The 20,351-nt window shown below is 32.0% G+C and carries 20 protein-coding genes; 5 read left to right on the forward strand and 15 right to left on the reverse strand.

Annotated elements, in window-relative coordinates:
- Positions 1-40 precede the first annotated feature (40 nt).
- The 5 genes from ACYEKI_RS10710 to ACYEKI_RS10730 form a co-directional block, all read right to left on the reverse strand.
- Complete coding sequence (locus ACYEKI_RS10710) at positions 41-1,261, reverse strand: Nramp family divalent metal transporter (protein ID WP_459211183.1); 1,221 nt, start codon at positions 1,259-1,261, stop codon at positions 41-43.
- A 9-nt stretch (positions 1,262-1,270) separates the two neighbouring features.
- Positions 1,271-1,834 (reverse strand): RNA polymerase sigma factor, encoded by a 564-nt coding sequence (locus ACYEKI_RS10715; RefSeq protein WP_459211184.1) that lies wholly within the window; start codon positions 1,832-1,834, stop codon positions 1,271-1,273.
- Positions 1,835-1,889: 55 nt separating this feature from the next.
- The gene (locus ACYEKI_RS10720; RefSeq protein ID WP_459211185.1) at positions 1,890-2,096 is read right to left on the reverse strand and encodes a membrane or secreted protein; all 207 of its coding nucleotides are present in this window, start codon (positions 2,094-2,096) and stop codon (positions 1,890-1,892) included.
- Positions 2,097-2,179: 83 nt separating this feature from the next.
- On the reverse strand, positions 2,180-3,193 hold the full coding sequence (gene murB, locus ACYEKI_RS10725) for a UDP-N-acetylmuramate dehydrogenase (RefSeq protein ID WP_459211186.1): 1,014 nt from the start codon (positions 3,191-3,193) through the stop codon (positions 2,180-2,182).
- Complete coding sequence (locus ACYEKI_RS10730) at positions 3,184-4,383, reverse strand: pyridoxal phosphate-dependent aminotransferase (protein ID WP_459211187.1); 1,200 nt, start codon at positions 4,381-4,383, stop codon at positions 3,184-3,186. The genes murB and ACYEKI_RS10730 overlap by 10 nt, the downstream gene beginning before the upstream one ends.
- A 158-nt stretch (positions 4,384-4,541) precedes the next feature.
- Here ACYEKI_RS10730 and ACYEKI_RS10735 point away from each other — a divergent pair, with 158 nt between their 5' ends.
- Positions 4,542-5,843 carry an aspartyl protease family protein gene (locus ACYEKI_RS10735; RefSeq protein WP_459211188.1) on the forward strand — a complete coding sequence of 434 codons (1,302 nt, stop codon included), beginning with the start codon at positions 4,542-4,544 and terminating at the stop codon, positions 5,841-5,843.
- A 50-nt stretch (positions 5,844-5,893) separates the two neighbouring features.
- Here ACYEKI_RS10735 and ACYEKI_RS10740 read toward each other — a convergent pair whose 3' ends face one another.
- Positions 5,894-6,295, reverse strand: a complete 402-nt coding sequence (locus ACYEKI_RS10740) for a DUF1573 domain-containing protein (RefSeq protein WP_459211189.1) — start codon at positions 6,293-6,295, stop codon at positions 5,894-5,896.
- Positions 6,296-6,425: 130 nt separating this feature from the next.
- On the opposite strand from ACYEKI_RS10740, the gene ACYEKI_RS10745 reads away from it, so the two are divergent.
- Positions 6,426-9,062: a valine--tRNA ligase gene (locus ACYEKI_RS10745; RefSeq protein ID WP_459211190.1), complete on the forward strand. Its 2,637-nt coding sequence runs from the start codon at positions 6,426-6,428 to the stop codon at positions 9,060-9,062.
- A 160-nt stretch (positions 9,063-9,222) separates the two neighbouring features.
- Here ACYEKI_RS10745 and ACYEKI_RS10750 read toward each other — a convergent pair whose 3' ends face one another.
- The 5 genes from ACYEKI_RS10750 to rsfS form a co-directional block, all read right to left on the reverse strand.
- Positions 9,223-9,489: an acyl-CoA-binding protein gene (locus ACYEKI_RS10750; protein WP_459211191.1), complete on the reverse strand. Its 267-nt coding sequence runs from the start codon at positions 9,487-9,489 to the stop codon at positions 9,223-9,225.
- 58 nt (positions 9,490-9,547) lie between these two features.
- Positions 9,548-10,357, reverse strand: coding sequence for a phosphatidate cytidylyltransferase (locus ACYEKI_RS10755; protein ID WP_459211192.1), 810 nt, complete (start codon positions 10,355-10,357; stop codon positions 9,548-9,550).
- Between the two features lie 4 nt (positions 10,358-10,361).
- Entirely contained in the window at positions 10,362-10,973 is a 612-nt protein-coding gene (locus tag ACYEKI_RS10760; protein WP_459211193.1) for an LUD domain-containing protein, read from the reverse strand.
- A gap of 143 nt (positions 10,974-11,116) precedes the next feature.
- The gene (gene ftsH, locus ACYEKI_RS10765; RefSeq protein ID WP_459211194.1) at positions 11,117-13,072 is read right to left on the reverse strand and encodes an ATP-dependent zinc metalloprotease FtsH; all 1,956 of its coding nucleotides are present in this window, start codon (positions 13,070-13,072) and stop codon (positions 11,117-11,119) included.
- 17 nt (positions 13,073-13,089) lie between these two features.
- On the reverse strand, positions 13,090-13,461 hold the full coding sequence (rsfS, locus tag ACYEKI_RS10770; RefSeq protein ID WP_459211195.1) for a ribosome silencing factor: 372 nt from the start codon (positions 13,459-13,461) through the stop codon (positions 13,090-13,092).
- A 101-nt stretch (positions 13,462-13,562) separates the two neighbouring features.
- Between rsfS and ACYEKI_RS10775 the strand changes: the two genes are divergently transcribed.
- Entirely contained in the window at positions 13,563-14,294 is a 732-nt protein-coding gene (locus ACYEKI_RS10775; RefSeq protein WP_459211196.1) for a biotin--[acetyl-CoA-carboxylase] ligase, read from the forward strand.
- Here the strand turns inward: ACYEKI_RS10775 and ACYEKI_RS10780 are convergent.
- On the reverse strand, positions 14,291-14,683 hold the full coding sequence (locus ACYEKI_RS10780) for an SRPBCC family protein (protein ID WP_459211197.1): 393 nt from the start codon (positions 14,681-14,683) through the stop codon (positions 14,291-14,293). The two genes, ACYEKI_RS10775 and ACYEKI_RS10780, sit on opposite strands and share 4 nt — an antisense overlap.
- 20 nt (positions 14,684-14,703) lie before the next feature.
- On the reverse strand, positions 14,704-15,345 hold the full coding sequence (pyrE, locus tag ACYEKI_RS10785; RefSeq protein WP_459211198.1) for an orotate phosphoribosyltransferase: 642 nt from the start codon (positions 15,343-15,345) through the stop codon (positions 14,704-14,706).
- 7 nt (positions 15,346-15,352) lie between these two features.
- Here pyrE and ACYEKI_RS10790 point away from each other — a divergent pair, with 7 nt between their 5' ends.
- Complete coding sequence (locus tag ACYEKI_RS10790) at positions 15,353-15,955, forward strand: NUDIX hydrolase (protein ID WP_459211199.1); 603 nt, start codon at positions 15,353-15,355, stop codon at positions 15,953-15,955.
- On the opposite strand, the gene ACYEKI_RS10795 is transcribed toward ACYEKI_RS10790, so the two are convergent.
- Positions 15,944-17,689: a M14 family metallopeptidase gene (locus tag ACYEKI_RS10795; protein WP_459211200.1), complete on the reverse strand. Its 1,746-nt coding sequence runs from the start codon at positions 17,687-17,689 to the stop codon at positions 15,944-15,946. The genes ACYEKI_RS10790 and ACYEKI_RS10795 overlap by 12 nt on opposite strands.
- A gap of 237 nt (positions 17,690-17,926) precedes the next feature.
- Here ACYEKI_RS10795 and ACYEKI_RS10800 point away from each other — a divergent pair, with 237 nt between their 5' ends.
- Positions 17,927-19,765, forward strand: a complete 1,839-nt coding sequence (locus ACYEKI_RS10800; protein ID WP_459211201.1) for a SulP family inorganic anion transporter — start codon at positions 17,927-17,929, stop codon at positions 19,763-19,765.
- Between the two features lie 121 nt (positions 19,766-19,886).
- On the opposite strand, the gene coaD is transcribed toward ACYEKI_RS10800, so the two are convergent.
- A complete protein-coding gene (gene coaD, locus ACYEKI_RS10805) occupies positions 19,887-20,342 on the reverse strand; it encodes a pantetheine-phosphate adenylyltransferase (protein WP_459211202.1) in 456 nt (151 codons plus the stop codon).
- Positions 20,343-20,351: the final 9 nt, after the last annotated feature.

A 20,351-nucleotide genomic window follows, 5' to 3' on the forward strand; every position in this document is an offset into this window, starting at 1 on the left:
ATGATTAAAATATTTTTTTATTTTTTATAATATGTAAGTGTCATATTATAAGTGATCTAAGATACCATAAGCTAAAAAATAATAACCCTAAAATACCAGCAATACTGAGGATTTTAAGAAATTTTGAAGGTTTTTGTTCAGGTGTTAACTCAAGTTTAAAAATTAGAATGTGATTAACAATTGCATAAAACGGAGCAGTTAAAAAGGATAATATAGTAGCAGTTTTGATTAATAATTGCATCTCTGAAGTAAAGAAGTTTAAGATAATTAGTGTTCCTAGAACTAAAATTAAACTCCAGAATAAGAAAAAGTTATTTTTTTTTGAGTTTGTTAATAAAGAAGTGGCTTTTGCCATAGCTCTAGGTGATGCGTCCAAAGTAGTTAAAGTAGTACTAAACATAGTAGTAAAGGCAGCTATAGCAATTATAATGGTAAAATTGTTTCCGAGATTTTTAGTGTAAAGAGTTATAAGTTGTTTCGAAAAAACAATTCCTGAACTTGAAAATATCTCATCGGTGTTGAACATGACCAGAGCTCCTAGACTTAAAAAGCAAATAGCAAGAATAATGGTTGTAATATAACCGATATTAAAGTCAAATAATACATTTTTAACCTCTGTAACGTTAACTTCTTTTTGTTTTTCTACAGTCCATAGAGATTGCCATATAGAGATATCTAGAGGTGCAGGCATCCATCCCATAAAGGCAATTAAGAAAGCAATATCAGTTGTGGATTCTGGAAGAACCTGTTTAAAATCAATAGGAGTTGAAGATTTAAAAAATGCAACAATAACAGCATATATAGTAGTTAATGTTAACGTAATAACTATAACTTTAATGATTCGATCTAGAACTTTATACTGTCCAATTAATAAAATTGCAGCACAAAAAATAGTAATAATAGTACTCCAAAGATTGAGAGAAAGTTCAAAACCAAAAAGTTGATTTGCTAAACTTGCAGTAACAATAGTTACAGCAGTTTGAATAGTAAACATGGTAGCAAAAGAGAGTATTATATAAAAAATTAACACTCCTTTATGTAAACTTTGATAACCGTCTAGTAAACTCTTTCCTGTAATAGCAGCATATCTTGAACCAAATTCAAAAAATGGGTATTTGATAATGTTTATAAGAATTAATGCCCATAAAAAACCATAACCAAAATCTGCTCCAGCTCTAGTAGATTGAACTAAATGAGAAACACCAATAGCAGCTCCAGCAAATAAAAGACCAGGGCCTAATTTTTTTAAAGAAAATGTCATAAGGTGAAATTACTTGTTTTTGATAATTTCTGCAAGTAATTTTCGAGCTCTCAATAATTTAACTTTAACATTGTTTATAGGTTCGTCAATAATAGCAGCTATTTCTTTATAACTCAATTCTTGGAAATAACGTAGATTAATGACTTCTTGATAGTGAGGTTTTAACTGTTTGATATATTGTAATAATTGAGCTAAATTTTGCTCAGTTATTAAACGATCTTCTGGAGTAGGAGTGTCATCAGGAATTTTGTAGATAGTATCTTCTTCTTCTGTAGAAGTTTTTGAAACGACAGATGTGTTTTTCTTTCGTAGAGAGTCGATATGTAAATTTTTGGCTATTTGAATAAGCCATGTGCTGAAGGAATAAGATTCATTATAAGACACTATTTTATCAAAAGCTCTAGAAAAAGCTTGAATAGTAATGTCTTCGGCATCATACTCATCTTGTGTTCGTTTTAGTAAAAAACCATAAACATCATTCCAATAAGTATCTAGAAGATAATTAAAAGATTTTTGATTACCTTCTTTAGCTTTTTGAATATGAGTTAATAAAGTTGAGTCCTCAGTGTTCAAATACGTAAATTATTTTAAAATGATCAAAATTGATTAAAAGCTATAAAAAAAGCTATTATCCAGCATGATTAGTCTCTGTACAAGAATCAAATTGATCAGGAGTTTTTCCGCAAAAAGAGCAAGATTCTCCATTTTCGTTTAGAAAAGGACTTTGGCTTGCACATGTACCTGAAAATTTACCATCTTTTTTTGCCCATATTTTAATAGCAATTCCAGCAACAGCAAGAAGTAATAATCCTAAAGTCAATAATAAAAGTTTCATAAACTAAAAATAGCATGTAAAATTAATGAGACAAAGATACAAAGAATATATCCTTGCCTTATGATAAAAAACATGTTATTCTGTTAAAAAATGTTGACTTCGGCCTCTAGTGAGATTCCAAAAACAGATTTGATTTCAGCTTGAATCTTTTGAGCTAATGCTAAAATCTCTTTACCAGTAGCATTACCGTGATTAACGAGTACTAAAGCTTGTTTGTTATGAACACCAGCATCTCCAAAGCGTTTACCTTTAAAACCTGCTTTTTCAATAAGCCAGCCTGCTGGAACTTTTACCTGAGAAGAAGAAATGATATAATGTGGTATTTCAGGAAACTTTTGTTGTAATTCCTTAAATACTTTAGATGAAATAACAGGGTTTTTAAAAAAACTTCCACTATTTCCAATTTTTTTAGGATCAGGTAATTTACTTTGTCTAATCATAATTACAGCATCAGCAACATCACGAATGGATGGAGAAGAGATACCTTTTTCAGACAAAGCATTTTCTATAGCACCATAAGAAGTGTTTAAAATATGTTCTTTAGTCGTCAATCTAAATGTTACCGAAGTGATAACATATTGACTTTTTCCTTCATTTTTGAAGAATGAATTGCGATACCCAAAGAGACAATCTTCTTTAGAAAATATTTTTTTTGCTCCAGTAGCAATATGAATAGCTTCACACGAGACAAAATGGTCTTTTAGTTCAACACCATAAGCACCAATATTTTGGATAGGAGAACTGCCTACATAACCTGGGATAAGCGAAAGATTCTCTAATCCGCCATAATTTTTGCTAATACAATACTGTACGAAATCATGCCAGTTTTCACCAGCAGAAGCTGTCACTAAGACTGTGTTTTCTGTATTTTTTTGTGTTGTAATACCTTTAATGGCAATATGTAAAACTAAAGCATCAAGTGACTTAGTAAGTAGCATGTTACTTCCTCCGCTTAAAATAAATAGAGGTGTTTTATTATGTTGTTTTAAAGCTTGAATTAATGCCGTTTCACTAGTGATTTTTATATATTGAGAAGCAGGAACATCTATACCAAAAGTATTGAGATGTTTTAGCGATTTTTGTGATTCTAATTCCATAATGTCAGGTATTTCTCGAGTGCTAATTTAAGAATTGAAATGGCTTTTTTGAGATCATTATTGTTTAATACGTAAGCTATTCTAACTTGGTTTTTTCCAGTGTTAGGAGTTGAATAAAAACCAGCAGCTGGAGCTAACATGATAGTTTCTTGATTAACATCAAATTGATCTAGTAACCATTGAGAAAAATGTTCGCTATCTAAGACAGGTAATTCTACTATACAATAAAAAGCACCTTGAGGTGTAGCTACTTTAACATTAGGAATCTTCTTTAATTCACTAATCAAAGTATCTCTTCTGGATTTATACTCAGCAATAGTTTCTTTATAATACGTTTCGGGAACTTCTAATGCTGCTTCACTAGCGATTTGAGCTAATAAAGGAGGGCTTAAGCGTGCCTGAGCAAATTTCATGGCAGTATTAATTACTTCCTTGTTTTTTGAAATAAGAGCACCAATTCGAGCACCACACATACTATAACGTTTAGAAACAGAATCAACAACAATAGCATGATTGCTTAATTGTTCTTCTTGTAAAATAGAATAGTGACTCATATCATCATATACAAACTCTCGATAAACTTCGTCAGAAATAATGAATAGATCATGTTTGATAGCAATTCTAGCTAATTCTTGAATTTCTTTTTTGCTATATAAATAACCCGTAGGATTTCCTGGATTACAAATAAGAATAGCTTTAGTTTTAGGCGTAATTAAAGTCTCAAAATCTTTGATAGGAGGTAAAGCAAAACCATTGTCCAATGTTGAAGTAACAGGAACTACTTTAACATTAGATTGTTGTGCAAAACTATAATAATTGGCATAAAACGGTTCGGGAACAATGATTTCATCTCCTGGATCAGTAATACTACCCATTGTGAATATTAAAGCTTCACTACCACCTGTTGTAATTAAAATATCATTTGATGAGACAAGTATATTATGCTTCGTGTAATAATTTGCTAATTTAATTCTTAAGCTCTCAATACCTGCAGAATGACTGTAGGCCATAATTTCTAATGCATTGTTTTTTACGGCGTCTAAGGCCTCAATAGGTGTTTTAATATCAGGTTGTCCAATATTTAAATGATAAATATGTTTGCCTTGCTTCTTTGCATGATCAGCAAACGGAGCCAATTTCCTTATCGGGGATTCTGGCATCGAATTTCCTTTTTTTGATATAACAGGCATTGAAATAATGTTAAAATGGCGATAAATTTCTGAAATTATTTGATAATTAAGCCTATAATTAAAAACGATTTTTGATTAATTACGTATCTTAGAATAAAAAGTAAACTTATTTGGGAAAAAAAAACAGAAAATGCATTTTATATGCGATAATACTTGGTATGCTTTCATTTACTATGAATGCTCAAGAGGGATTACATTTTAAAAAAGGAGTTACAAAAGATAAAATACGATTTAAGCTTACAAATAATTTAATAACGATTCCAGTTAAAATTAATGATACAGAGCTTACTTTTTTGGTAGATACAGGTGTGAATTCCACTATCATTTTTAGTTTGGAACAAAAAGATTCTGTAGAATTTAAGAATGCTTCAAAAATTTTAATCAGAGGTTTAGGAAAAGGAGAGCCTATAGAGGGAATCAAATCTATGCATAATAGATTAGAAATTGGTAATGCCGTTAATAATGATCAAACGATTTACCTTGTTTTTGATGAAACAATGAACCTTTCTCCTAGAATGGGGTTTCCGGTACATGGCATTATTGGCTATGATTTTTTTAAGAATTTTATAGCAGAAGTAAATTACAGTAGAAAAGTTATTAAAATAACTAGTCCAGAAACGTATAAGTATAAACGTTGTAAAAAATGTTTTTCAACAGAGATTTTTCTAAGAAATAGTAAGCCTTATATAAAAACAATATTAAAGCAAGATAAGAAAGATGAAGAGCTAACTTTATTAGTGGATTCTGGATCTGGAGCTGCCTTATGGTTGTTTGAAAATGTAAAGGACAGAATAGAGATAGCAGAACGTTTTTTTGAAGATTATTTGGGGAGAGGATTAAATGGAGAGATATATGGTGTAAGATCTAAAGTAAAGCATTTTACATTAGGGAATTTTGATCTAAAAGAAGTGACGGCTTCTTTTCCTGATTCTATTTATACCAGAGGAGTAAGAATTGCGGATAGACAGGGATCCATAGGGGGGAATCTAATGAAGCGATTTAATATGGTTATTGATTATCCTAATAAAAAAATGACCTTTAAAAAGAATAAGTATTTTTCTAGACCCTTTAATTATAATATGAGTGGTTTAACGATTATTCATAGTGGTTTTGATGTGGTGGAGAGAAGAACAGGATCAGTAAGTGATCTAAGAGCTTTTTCTTTAAATTTTAATGCGAGATCTCATGTAGAAAAATCAAAAAATGCTTTATATCAATTATTATATTCGTTACAACCTAAATTTGAGATTTTTGAAGTAAGACCCGATTCTCCTGCAGCTTTGGCGGGATTACAAAAAGGTGATGTTTTGATAAAAGTAAATAATAAGCCAGCAAAGGATTATTCTTTATCAGCATTAAATGATTTGTTCTATAGTAAAGAAGGAAAGCGTATAAAGATGGAAATAGAACGGAATGGAGTGAGGATTAAATATATCTTCTATTTAAAAAAAGTAATATAAAAAAAGCACCAAATTATTGGTGCTTTAATAGTTCGGTTATACTATATTATTTAAGATTTTTCAAGAACACTTTTATTAGGATCTAAAACGGTTCCTTTTATCTTAATAGCCTTTGTAGGTTGTACTGCATTAGAATATACAGTGATCGTTTTACGAATAGGTCCAACTCTTTTAGTGTCGTACTTTACCTCAATAACTCCAGTAGCTCCCGGGGCAATAGGTCCTTCTGGTTTTTTAGGTATAGTACATCCACAACTTGAGTGAACTCTAGAAATGATTAAAGGAGCATCTCCTGTATTGGTGAACTGAAATTTACGAACACCATCACTTCCTTTGGCGATTTCGCCATAATCGATTACGTCAGATTTAAATTCGATTTTTGCTTTGGCATCTTGAGCATGAAGTGAAATGCTTAAAAGGCCTACAAACAAAAACATAACTATTTTTTTCATAATGTAGGTTTTAGTTAACTGTAAAAGTAAATACTTTTTAAACAACATCAAAATAATACATAGCGGTATTGCAGTAGTTACTATATTATAGTTACTTTTGCACTTCTAACTTCAAAAACTAGACCAAAGTATGGCATCATTGGGAAAATATAATGCGAAAGCAGTAGAAGAGAAATGGTATAATTACTGGATGAAAAATAATTATTTTCATTCTGAAGTAGATGAAAGAGAACCATATACTATAGTAATACCACCACCCAATGTCACAGGAGTCCTTCATATGGGACACATGCTTAACAATACAATTCAAGATGTATTAATTCGTAGAGCTCGTCTTAAAGGATTAAATGCTTGTTGGGTACCAGGTACAGACCACGCTTCTATTGCTACAGAAGCCAAGGTTGTAGCAAAATTAAAAACTCAAGGAATTGATAAAAATGATATTACTAGAGAAGAGTTTTTAAAACATGCATGGGAGTGGACAGAAGAATATGGAGGCGTTATCTTAGAGCAGTTAAAAAAACTAGGTGCTTCTTGTGATTGGGAACGTACTAAGTTTACTATGGATGACGATATGTCAGAAGCTGTAATTAAATCTTTTGTAGATTTGTATAACAAAGGATTGATTTACCGTGGTTACCGTATGGTAAACTGGGATCCAGAAGCAAAAACTACATTATCAGACGAAGAAGTGATCTATGAGGAACGTCAAGGATTCCTATATCATATCAATTATAAAGTAGAAGGATCTGATGAAGTGTTGACAATTGCAACAACTCGACCAGAAACTATTTTTGGAGATACGGCAATTTGTATCAATCCTAATGATGAACGATTGACCCATCTTAAAGGAAAGAAAGCTATTGTACCTATTGCAAATCGTGTGATTCCTATTATAGAAGATGAGTATGTAGATATGGAGTTTGGTACAGGGTGTTTAAAAGTAACTCCTGCACATGATGAGAACGATAAGGTTTTAGGTGACAAACATCAATTAGAAGTAATCGATATTTTTAATGAAGATGCTAGTCTAAACTCTTTTGGATTACATTATAAAGGACAAGATCGTTTTGAGGCACGTAAAGCTATAGCCAAAGAACTAGAATCCTTAGGTGTATTAATAAAGAAAGAAAGTCACCTTAATAAAGTTGGTACATCAGAGCGTACAAAGGCTGTTATAGAACCTAGATTATCTGATCAGTGGTTCTTAAAAATGGAAGAGTTGGTTAAGCCAGCAATAAAAGCTGTACTTGAAGATGAAGAGGTAAAGCTATTTCCTAAAAAGTTTGAAAATACATACCGTCATTGGATGACAAATATCCGCGATTGGAATATTTCTAGACAATTATGGTGGGGGCAACAGATTCCTGCTTATTTCTATGGAGAAGGTAAAGAAGATTTTGTTGTTGCAGAAAATAAAGAAGAGGCCTTAAAGCTAGCTCAAGAAAAAACAGCTAATGCGTCTCTAACTATAGCAGATTTAAAACAAGATCCAGATGCTCTTGATACATGGTTTTCTTCTTGGTTATGGCCTATGAGTGTGTTTGATGGGGTACGTAATCCAGATAATGAGGAGTTTAAATATTATTATCCTACTAATGACCTTGTAACAGGACCAGATATTTTATTCTTCTGGGTAGCAAGAATGATTATTGCGGGATATGAGTATGCAGATGCAAAACCATTTTCTAATGTTTATCTTACAGGATTAGTACGAGATAAACAAAGACGTAAAATGTCTAAATCATTAGGAAACTCTCCAGATGCGTTAAAATTGATAGAAGATTTTAGTGCAGATGGTGTACGTGTAGGATTATTATTAAGTAGTGCTGCAGGAAATGATTTAATGTTTGATGAAGCGCTTTGCCAACAAGGAAAAGGTTTTGGAAACAAGATTTGGAATGCTTTTAACCTAGTACAAGGATGGGAAGTAAGCGAAGAAACAGTACAGCCTAAAGCTTCAAAAATAGCGATAGAGTGGTATCAAGCTAAATTACAGAAGGCCTTAGTTGAAATAGAAGATCATTTTTCTAAATATAGAATATCTGATGCTTTAATGGCTATCTATAAGTTAATTTGGGATGATTTCTGCTCTTGGTTCTTAGAAATGATAAAGCCAGCTTATGGTGCACCTATTGATAGTGTTACATATAAAGCAGCTATAGCATTATTTGAAGACAACTTAAGAATTCTACATCCGTTTATGCCATTCTTAACAGAAGAGATTTGGCAGCATATTACAGAGCGTTCAACAGAAGATGCGTTAATTATTAATAAATGGCCATCGTTAACAACTGTTGACGAAGAGTTGATTTCTGCTTTTGATTTTGCTTCAGAGGTAGTATCTGGAATACGTAATATTAGAAAAGAAAAGAATATTTCGTTTAAAGAAACTATAGAGTTATCAGTGGTTAATAACGAAAAAGTAGCGCCTATTTTTGATGAGGTAATTGCAAAGCTTGGTAATGTTTCTGCTATTAATTATGTGGGAGAGAAGGTGAGTGGAGCATTAGCATACAGAGTAAAATCTAATGAATATTTTATTCCGATTGCGGGAAGTGTTAATGTAGAAGATGAAATAAAGAAATTAACTGAAGAGTTAACGTATACAGAAGGATTCTTAAAATCGGTTCAAAAGAAATTATCTAATGAGCGTTTTGTAAATAATGCACCAGAGAAGGTAATTGCTATGGAACGTAAAAAAGAATCAGATGCGTTAAGTAAAATAGAAACACTTAAAACGAGTTTAGAAGGATTGAAAAATTAATAAGATCCATATAAAATACATTATAAAAGTCCTCTTTGTTAAATATAATAAAGGGGATTTTTTATGCGAAATAATAAACGAGTATAGTAGAGTTAAAATAAAAATAGAGAACACTCTGGTTGATACTAGAAATCTTATTTTTAAAATAGAATAGTTAATTCTAATCAGTAATATATTTATTAACTAGAGCTATATATTTAAGTTTTGCTTCTCGAGGGCTTAGGTTCTTTATTTGAAACAAAGCATTAAGTTTAAAAGCGTTTCTCACTTCGTTTGATCCAGAAGGAGTGTGTAGCCCTTGATTGTATGTAGCGTGTTTATAATAGGCATAAAAATGAAGCATAATATCAGGTGCTAATTGTATTTTTGTAGCACTAGCACGCTTAAAAGCATTTTCAAAGGCGATATTTAACTCTTCTTCGGTCATAAGTTTTACTTAATACAAAAATAAGTCTTTGTAAGAGAATTTAATAAAGAAACTAGAATTAAACTTGTCCAAAAAATTTCATTACTTCTAAAAAGAAGTATAAAAAAGGACTAGCAAAAATGATACTGTCTAAACGATCAAACATACCACCGTGGCCAGGCATAAGAGAACCACTATCTTTAACTCCGGCTTGTCTTTTAAATTTTGATTGAATTAAATCTCCTAAAGTACCAAAGAAACTTACTATAATACTTATTACAATCCAAATAGGTAATGATAGCGAAGTAGCGTATAACGAAATGATATAAGCGGCTATTAAAGAAAAGGCAAATCCTCCGACAAAACCTTCGATGGTTTTTTTAGGAGAAATACGTTCTAATAATTTATGTTTTCCAAAATTTTTACCTGTGAGATAAGCAAAAGTATCATTAGTCCATATTAATAAAAATGCACCTGCAATAATTTCGGGTTGATAAAATCCTTGATAACAGGGTAAGATTAACAAAAATGTCATTGAAGAAATAAGATAGAAAATACTTACCAGATATTTCTTCTTTTCAAACATTGGTATAATACGGATAGTTAATAAATCACGTATTAATAAAACTTGAGTTAACAAGGTAAGGGCTAATAAGCTTCCTGTTATGTATTGAGGAGGTGTGAAACCTACAAAAACAACAACTAAAAAAGCAAATATGAGATAAAGCCAATAGTTCTTAAAATGAATAAGTCGTTGAAGTTCCTGAATACAGATGAATCCGAAGATAGAAAAGACAGCGATAAATGAATATTTGTGAAAAAATATTGCGAATAAGAGTATCGAGACAAACAAAAATCCCGATAGTGATCGTGTTACTAATTCCTTCATTGGTTTATAGGTCTTCTAATAACAGTAAATATAAATTTTTAGAAATACTGCCGTAACTTAAGAAATCTTTTTCTTTTTGAGGTTCAAAATTCTTAATAGTTGTGATATTTGAAGGAATAGCGTTTTTATTTTTTTCTTTAATACCTTTTAATCCTTCACTTATATTACCTACTAGTTGACTTGTCGAGGAAACAATAACAATATTATCTGAAAGTTCGGATAACTTTTTTTCGCTTAATTGATTTGAGCAAATAAGGATTGCTCCTGTATCTGCAATTAGATACTCACAAGTAGCAAAATAAAAATCAGTAGTAGTGTGTTGAGTAAATTCAAGATTGTATCCTTGAAATTTACTTTCTAAGGAAGGTTCAAAACAACAAACCTTTTTTTCGTACCAATCATTTTCTAATAAGATATTATCAAAAGACTCCTGTAATTCGCTTTCGTTATCACAGTATAGGAATTTACCACCATTACGCTTAAAGTTAATCATAAATTGTTCATCAATAGGAAGATTAACCTCAGGCATATATTTACTGCGATCATCTGCAATAGGAGACTTGCTGGTTTGGTCTGATTTAGATTTTCGAGAAAATAACCTTCTAAATAGACTCATTCTTTATTAGTGATTGGGGGATTATCTGTTTGTTTATTTCCAAAGATATAAAAAATCTTAATTCAAGTTTAAACTTGAATTAAGATTTTTTACGTTTTCTCCGTAATTCTTATAGATAACCCATTGATTAATATGGTTTAAGATTACTCTTCTTCAGTAGAAACTTCTGCTTCAGTTTCAGTTTCTCCAAAAGAACGTTTTCCAAATATCTTTTCTAAATTATCTTTGAAGATTACTTCTTTTTCTAGTAATACTTCGGCTAATTCAGTTAATTTATCTTTATTATTCTCTAATAAATCGATAGCTCTTTGATATTGTTCTTCAATGATTTTAGAGATCTCTTTATCTATTAATTCACTAGTTTGTTCACTATAAGGCTTACTAAAGTTATATTCACTTTGACCAGAAGAATCATAATAAGTCAAGTTACCTATTTTATCATTCAGACCATAAATAGTAACCATAGCTCTAGCTTGCTTTGTAACTTTTTCTAGATCACTTAATGCGCCAGTAGAGATTTCATCAAAGATAACTTTCTCTGCAGCTCTTCCTCCTAAGGTAGCACACATCTCGTCTAACATTTGTTTAGGACGCACGATTTGACGTTCTTCTGGTAAATACCATGCAGCACCAAGAGATTGCCCTCTAGGAACAATAGTTACTTTTACAAGAGGAGCAGCATGCTCAAGCATCCAACTTACCGTAGCATGTCCAGCTTCGTGGAATGCAATAGCCCTTTTCTCTGCAGGAGAAATGATCTTGTTTTTCTTTTCTAATCCACCTACGATACGATCTACAGCATCAAGGAAATCTTGTTTACCTACAGCTTTTTTGTTGTTACGAGCAGCTATTAAAGCAGCTTCATTACATACATTTGCTATATCTGCACCAGAGAATCCTGGAGTTTGTTTTGATAAGAAATCAGTGTCAAGATCTTCTTCTTTTTTAAGAGGCTTTAAATGCACTTCAAAAATCTCTTTACGCTCTCTTACATCTGGAAGATCAACATATATCTGTCTGTCAAAACGTCCAGCACGCATTAATGCTTTATCAAGGATATCTGCACGGTTAGTAGCAGCCAAAACAATTACATTTGTATTGGTACCAAAACCATCCATCTCTGTTAATAACTGGTTAAGTGTGTTCTCTCTTTCGTCATTAGAACCAGAGAAATTGCTTTTTCCTCTTGCACGACCTATAGCATCTATCTCATCAATAAAGATGATTGCAGGTGATTTTTCTTTGGCTTGTTTGAACAAGTCTCTTACACGAGAAGCTCCAACTCCCACAAACATCTCTACAAAATCAGAACCTGATAAAGAAAAGAAAGGAACTTTGGCTTCACCAGCAACAGCTTTTGCCAATAAGGTTTTACCTGTACCAGGAGGTCCTACTAATAAAGCTCCTTTAGGTATTTTTCCTCCTAAAGAGGTATATTTTTCTGGGTTTTTTAAGAAGTCAACAATTTCTTGTACTTCTTCTTTTGCACCTTCTAATCCAGCTACATTTTCAAAAGATACTTTTACATCAGTGTTTTGATCAAATAGTTTAGCTTTTGATTTTCCGATATTAAATATCTGACCTCCAGCTCCACCACCGGCACCACCACTCATTCTACGCATAATGAAAATCCATACTCCAATGATTAAGGCAAAAGGGAGTAGTGAAAGTAAAATATCTGCCATAAAATTACTTTCGGTCTCATATACTACAGAGGTTTTAAGTCCTTCTTTTGAAATTACACTGTTAATTTGATTTTCAAAATTTTGTAAATCCCCAAATTCAAATTGGTAATTTGCTTCTTGAGGACTTTTGGGAAGTAGTGATTTTGATTTTGAACCTTGATGTTTATCAAGAGAAGATGCTTCTGGCGTTAAGTATACTTTAGCTATTTTTCTATTAACTATAACAACTTTTGCAACTTCACCTTCTTTTAGGTATTGATTAAAATCTGATGGATTAATTTTTGCGGGATCGATCCATCCACTACCACCTAGAAAATTTAAAGCTATAAAACCTACTAGAATGATTGCATAAATCCAGTAAGCGCTAAATTTAGGCTTTTTGTTAAAATCTGGTTTTTTATTATCTCTCGCCATCTAAGCTTATTTCTGATTTAATAATTTGTTTTTATAGAAGTAGTTTTGGCATCTCCCCATAACCCTTCTATATCATAATATTCACGTATGTGCTTTTGGAAAACATGTACAACTACATTTACATAGTCAATTAAAACCCATTCTCCATTTTCAGTCCCTTCTACATGCCAAGGCTTGTCTTTTAGTTCTTTACTAACTATTTTTTGAACTGAACTTACAATAGCATTTACTTGTGTATTTGAGTTTCCGTTACATATGATAAAATAGCTACATACCGTATTTTCAATCTCTCTCAAGTCTAAAATATCGATATCTTCGCCTTTAACCTCTTCTATCCCCTTAATGATATGAGTAATTAATTGGTCTGTACTAATTTCTTTTTTTGTCATGCAAAAATTTTAATTTGTGTAAAGTTATTATTTTTTGTGATTTAAGTAACCTTATTTGTGCATATTTGTTAAAACTTTTTTTGATATTTTAACGATATATTATGCGTATAATCAAAGTTGATGCCATTGAGTCAACAAATACATTTTTAAGAGATCTTATTCGCTCAACATCTGTAGAAGCTTTTACTACTGTTTCGGCTAGAGAACAAACAGCAGGAAGAGGGCAAATGGGAACGATATGGAAGAGTAAAGCAGGTGAGAATCTGACTTGTAGTGTGTTTGTACCGATGAAAGGATTTGCTTTATCATCGCAGTTTTATATCTCTATGGCTGTTGCTCTTGCTATAAGTAAAACTTTGCAAAGTTTATTGATACCTAAAATTAAAATCAAATGGCCAAATGACATTTTGTCTGATAAACAAAAGGTATGTGGAATTCTGATTGAAAATATAGTAACTCATGGACAATTAACAGGTGTTATTGTGGGAATAGGTTTGAATGTTAATCAAATCGATTTTGAAGGGTTACCTCAGGCGAGTTCTCTTAAGCTTATTACAGGTAAGTTTTTTAACATAGATGAGTTGACAATGGTTATTCTTGATAATTTAAAAAAATATATTGAACTGTTAAAAGCAAATGAGTTTGATGTATTGCATAAAGCGTATGAAGCGTTGTTATTTAGAAAAAACAAACCCTCTACATTTCAAGATGTAAAGGGTGAATCTTTTGTAGGTATCATATGTAATGTTTCTCCTTCAGGAAAACTAAATGTTTTATTAGAAGATGAAATCGTACAAGAATTTGATTTAAAACAAATCAAATTACGATACTAGATAGTTCCTAACTTGTCGCTTAAAGTATTGATGAAATTTTGGATAGGTCCTTTGATCATCATACCCATCATAGCATTGAATTTACCTTCAAATACTAATTTTGTTTCACTTTTTGAATCAGCAGTTTCTTTAATGTCTGCAGTAAGTGTAAATGGTAATTTATCACTTGCAGCACCTAAAACTACTTTATTAGGAGCAGTACTATCTTTTTGCTCTAATACGATTTCTGGCATACCTTTTAATTGAAAAACAAAACGTTTGTCGTTAATCACTTCAAATTTTTGTTTGCTATCAGGCATAATTTGCTCAAAGTTTTCAACTTTTGATAAAAAATCAAAAACTTCTTGAGGAGTTTTATCTACAGTTACAGTAGGACTTTCTAAATTCATTATATAAGTAAGTTTACTATTTATTGATTCCACTCAGCAGGATGTTCTCTCCAGCTTTGTAGGGTTTCTAATTCTTGAGAGGTGATGTAATTGGTATCTTTAGCTTGTTCTAATAACGCTTCATAATTACTCAAAGTATGTAACGATAAATTAGCTTCTTTAAAGTTTTGAGTAGCTATTTCAAATCCATAATTAAAAATAGCAACCATACCTTTAACCTGTGCTTCTGCCGCTATAAGAGCTTTGACTGCGTTCAAACTACTTTTACCAGTACTAATTAAGTCTTCGATAACAACAACTTTTTTACCTTTAGGTATGATTCCTTCTATTTGATTTTGTCGACCATGCTTTTTTGCTTCAGGTCTAACATAAATAAAAGGTAAGTTAAGATACTCTGCAACGAGAATACCTATTCCTATAGCACCAGTTGCTACTCCAGCAATAACATCAGGTTTACCATATTCTTGTTCGATAAACTTAGCGATATGCTCTCTTAAAAAGTTACGAATAGGTGGATAAGACAATGTTATGCGGTTATCACAGTAGATAGGAGACTTCCATCCAGAGGCCCATGTAAAAGGCTCTTGTGGTTGTAGTTTAATTGCGTTAATTTGCAATAATAGTTCAGCAGTTTTTTTTGCTGTATTTTTGTCAAAAATCATAATGCAAATGTATAAAGTTTTTGTAAATAATACGCCGATTATTCTATCGACCGAAAAGTCTACAGACTCCAATTATAAATCGATTCCGATTAAAAAAGCCGATTTTATAACTATTATTAGAGGTATTCTTGACGGAACGTCAACAAAGATACATTTGTATCACAAAAATGAAGAAAAATTATTCAAGCATTTATATAAAAAATTGCCTGTAATTGTCGCTGGAGGAGGAAAAGTCTTTAATAATAAGAATGAAATACTTTTTATCCATCGTAATGGAAAGTGGGATTTGCCTAAAGGTAAGACAGAAAAAGGAGAACCAATACCGATTAGCGCCATACGAGAAGTTGAAGAAGAAACAGGAGTAACAGGAATTGAAATCACAAAGTTTCTATATAAAACTTTTCATGTGTTTAAGCGCAATGGTGAGTTTAGACTTAAAGTGACTTATTGGTTTGAAATGAAAACTGATTATGATGGAGAATTAGTTCCACAAATAGCAGAAGGAATTCATAAGGTAAAATGGAAAGGACATAAGAGTGCTCAAAAAGCATTGAAAGATTCGTATGCAAATATCACACTCTTATTTTCTCATGATTATTTATCGTCTTAAAATACGATAGATAGGATATTGTAAATGTGCTTTTTCATAGTGAGCAGAATGTTTGTGAATCCAATCTAATTGTGCATACCAATTTGAAGCAAAGCTGCTATCCTGTGTTTTCTTTTGTTCAAAAGACATTTTAAGATTAGCATCTGTTTTTAAAATAGCCAAGGCTTTATCTTCCCATACATAAGGAGAAAAGCCTTCTTTTTGTTGTAGTATCGTATCAAAGAAATTCCAATTAAAGAAAGAATCAGTAGCTTCTGGCTCTAAGGTTTCTAATACATATCTAAAAGCTGATTGATTAGTAGGAACAACCCAATCACCTTTTGAGAAATGTATATTTTCATTATTAGCAGATACATTGGTATTGTAATGAAGATAGTGCCCTTCAAAAGGAGTATTTCGGGTTTTATAATCCGCTATACGATAAGATTCTACCTGTATTGTAGAGTCTTTTTGTAATTGATGCATTTCTACTTTGTTCAATTGTAAGCGTTCAATAACAGGCCACCATCCTTGAGGAATTATATAAGCTTCAGGAATAGAGATGTTTTTGGTAGCTTTAAAATAATCTTTGTATTTGATTGTTTTTTGGTAAGGTTGATCTCTATAGTATTTTAAACGATTTGCTCCTGTAATTTCACTTGGGATGTAATCTCCATTAAAACCTTTAAAGTCAAATTTAGAATACCGGGTAGTATCAACTTTCCAGAGTATAGGGTATGTTTTTTCTTTAGTAAACGAAGCCAAAGCAGACGAGCGTAGTTGTTTTATTTTTGAAGCATCTTTTTCTATAATTTCAATCATAGATTTCATTAATTCATAAGTACCGTCAACTCTCTTCTTATAAGGTTTCAACATATGCGTTTCTACCATCATACCTAATGTGTTCCATAATGTAGTATATCCTGTAGAATAACGAGGTGTATCTAGAAATTGAGAAAATCCCTTATCTGGAGTAGTTCCCCATACATTAACATAAGGAGTGATGTCCCATTGTTTTTCTGATAAATGGTTCTCGAGTTGTGGTTGTAATTCGTTCTTTAAATACTGACCTAATTGGTGATGGAGTTTGTTGTGTTGTGTAAAAAGGTGCGTTAATGTATATTGATAGTCGGCACCGTTACTCACGTGGTTATCAATAAAAACATCAGGTTGTACATGGTGAAAAACTTTCGCGAAAGCTTGAGCATTTTTAGTATCATTCTTGATAAAATCCCTATTGAGATCATAGTTTCTAGCATTACCTCTAAATCCATATGATTTAGGACCATTTTGATTTGTTCTAGTAGTTGAGTTTCGGTTTAATGCACCACCAATATTATATATAGGAATCGCTGTTATAATGGTGTTTTTAGGAGATGTTACATGACCTTGAGCTAAATCTCTCATCAATAACATCGTAGCATCTATACCATCACTTTCTCCTGGATGGATACCATTGTTGATCAATAAGACATTTTTCTTTTGATGGAGAGTTTCAAAATTAAAGTTTTGATCAGGGTCAAAAGTAACTAGATGTAAAGGATGACCACTATCAGTCATACCTATAGCTTCTAGTTGAATAGAAGGATATTGATCGGCTAATTTTTGATAAAATGTAATGACCTCTGGATAAGTAGGCGTTTCTGTACCTTGACTTTTTTCGTAGCGTGTAGTAAAATCATAAGAAGTATCCTCGGTCGTAGTACCACATCCTATAAGAATTACAGAAAGGATTAAGAATAGAATTTTTTTCATCGGTAAAGTTCGTGTATTTAGAATCTATAGCATAAATATAATAGGAAAAATAAGAATGATGGATTAAGCTGAAATAGCTGGAAGAATAATGATAAATAATAAGGTAAGATAGATTGTTAATGCTGAGGATGATAAATGGAGCAATGTTATGATTATGTGATAACTAAGTGAAGAATGGTCTGAATTATTGTATAACAGGAAAATAACACTATTTTTGCAGCCTTAAAAATATAGGATATGACAGAATTCGTGAGAAAACGTGTAGCAAATGCTAAAAACGATATTTTATCGGGATTAACAGTAGCATTAGCGTTGGTTCCAGAAGCAGTAGCTTTTGCCTTTGTAGCAGGAGTAGATCCATTAGTAGGATTATATGCTGCATTTATGATTGGGTTGATAACTTCAATTTTTGGAGGAAGACCAGGAATGATCTCTGGAGCAACTGGAGCTTTGGCAGTTGTGATGGTTCATCTTGTTGCCGAAGGAAACGAAATGGGAGCAGCTGGAGAACAATTAGGATTATACTACTTATTTGCTACAGTAATCTTGATGGGAATTATCCAAATGTTAGCTGGAGTATTCAAATTAGGAAAATTTGTTAGGTTGATTCCGCATCCAGTAATGATGGGATTTGTTAACGGATTGGCTATAGTGATATTCTTATCTCAGGTAGGGATGTTTAAAGAAAATATAAAAGATGTTTTTGGTGGAGATAAATATGCGACGACTTCTGTCGAAAAGCGTTTTGAAATTAAAGACGATAAAGTATATGATGTTGCTACTCAAAATGTAATGTTTACTTATGATAATGGTCGATTTGAAGATGTACGTACCAAAGAAGGGAAATACATGATTTATGATGGGCAAGTGTTTGATTTACAAAATAAGCAAGTGGCCTTTAATAAAGAAGGGAACTTTATTTATTCGATTAAGAAAACAGGAAAAGCAAAACAATGGATAGCTACAAATCAATTGTTAATGATGTTAGGACTAGTTTTATTAACGATGTTAATTATGTGGGGATTACCTAAATTAACTAATAAGTTACCTGAAGCATTAATCGCTATAGGGGTAGTATCTGCAATAGTAATTTTAGGGGGACTTGATGTAGCTACAGTTGGTTCTTTTATTAGAGATGGTGGAGGAGAAGGATTACAAGGAGGATTACCACAATTTCAGGCAGATATATTTTCTAAAGTACCTTTAACTTGGGAAACACTTAAATTTATAGGGCCATATGCTTTAATTCTGGCAGCTATAGGATTAATAGAATCGTTAATGACACTTAACCTTATTGATGAGTTAACAGAGACTAGAGGAAATTCTAATCGTGAATGTATGGCTCAAGGTGGAGCGAATATTATTACAGGACTTTTTGGTGGTATGGGAGGTTGTGCTATGATCGGACAATCTATTATCAATATTAAAGGAGGAGGACGTACACGTCTTTCTGGTATTGTGGCAGCTGTAACATTATTAATGTTTATTCTTTTTGCATCTGGATTGATAGAACAAGTACCTATTGCAGCATTAGTAGGAGTAATGTTTATGGTAGTAATAGGAACATTTGCATGGTCTAGTTTTAGAATTTTAAATAAAATACCTAAGAGCGATGCTATCGTTTTAATTGCTGTATCTGGATTAACTGTGGTATTTGACTTAGCTATAGCAGTTATTGCAGGGGTAATTATTTCGGCATTGGTTTTTGCATGGGAAAACGCGAGACGTATCCGTGCACGTAAACATATCAAGGAAGACGGAACTAAGGTTTACGAAATTTGGGGGCCATTATTCTTTGGAAGCATACAAGCATTTACAAGCAAGTTTGATGTAAATAATGATCCAGAATATGTAGAGATTGATTTTATGGAATCTCGTGTAAGTGATCACTCGGCACTAGAAGCAATTTTTAATTTGATCGAGAAGTATGAAGCAGCAGGAAAGCATGTACGTGTAAAGCATTTGAGCGAAGAGTGTCAAGCATTAATGGTAAAGGCTTCTCCTAAACTTGCAAACTCTATAGAACACAATATCGATGATCCTCGTTATCATGTTATGGCAAAGGTGATGGAATAATAATGATATAATAGAATAAAAAAAAGAGAAAGCCTGAATAGTTAATATTCAGGCTTTCTCTTTTTATAATAAATAACCTTTTATTTCTAAATCAATTTAAAAAGAAAGGTTTTGATTTGTTTTATTTAACGCGTACTGTATTAGGTACCAAAATGGTATAATCACCATTGTTACGAATAACATCTCTTACAATACTACTACTAATAAACGAAGTCTTGGCAGCAGTTAATAAAAATACAGTTTCGATTCCTGCTAACTCGCGATTAGTATGGGCAATAGCTTTTTCAAATTCAAAGTCTGCAGGATTACGTAATCCTCTAAGTATAAAATTAGCATCAATTTCTTTACAAAAATCAACAGTGAGACCACTATAAGTAACTACTTTGATTTTAGGTTCATCAGCAAAAGCCTCTTCAATAAAACGTTTACGTTCTTCTAGAGAAAACATATACTTTTTTGAACCATTAATACCAATAGCTACAATAACTTCGTCAAATAAAGGAATTCCACGGCTAATTACATCGTAGTGACCTAAAGTGAAAGGATCAAAAGATCCAGGAAAAATAGCTCTGCGCATAATGATAAG

Origin of the sequence: Aquimarina rhabdastrellae (assembly GCA_947387485.1) — a bacterium.
Classification (GTDB): Bacteria; Bacteroidota; Bacteroidia; order Flavobacteriales; family Flavobacteriaceae; genus Aquimarina.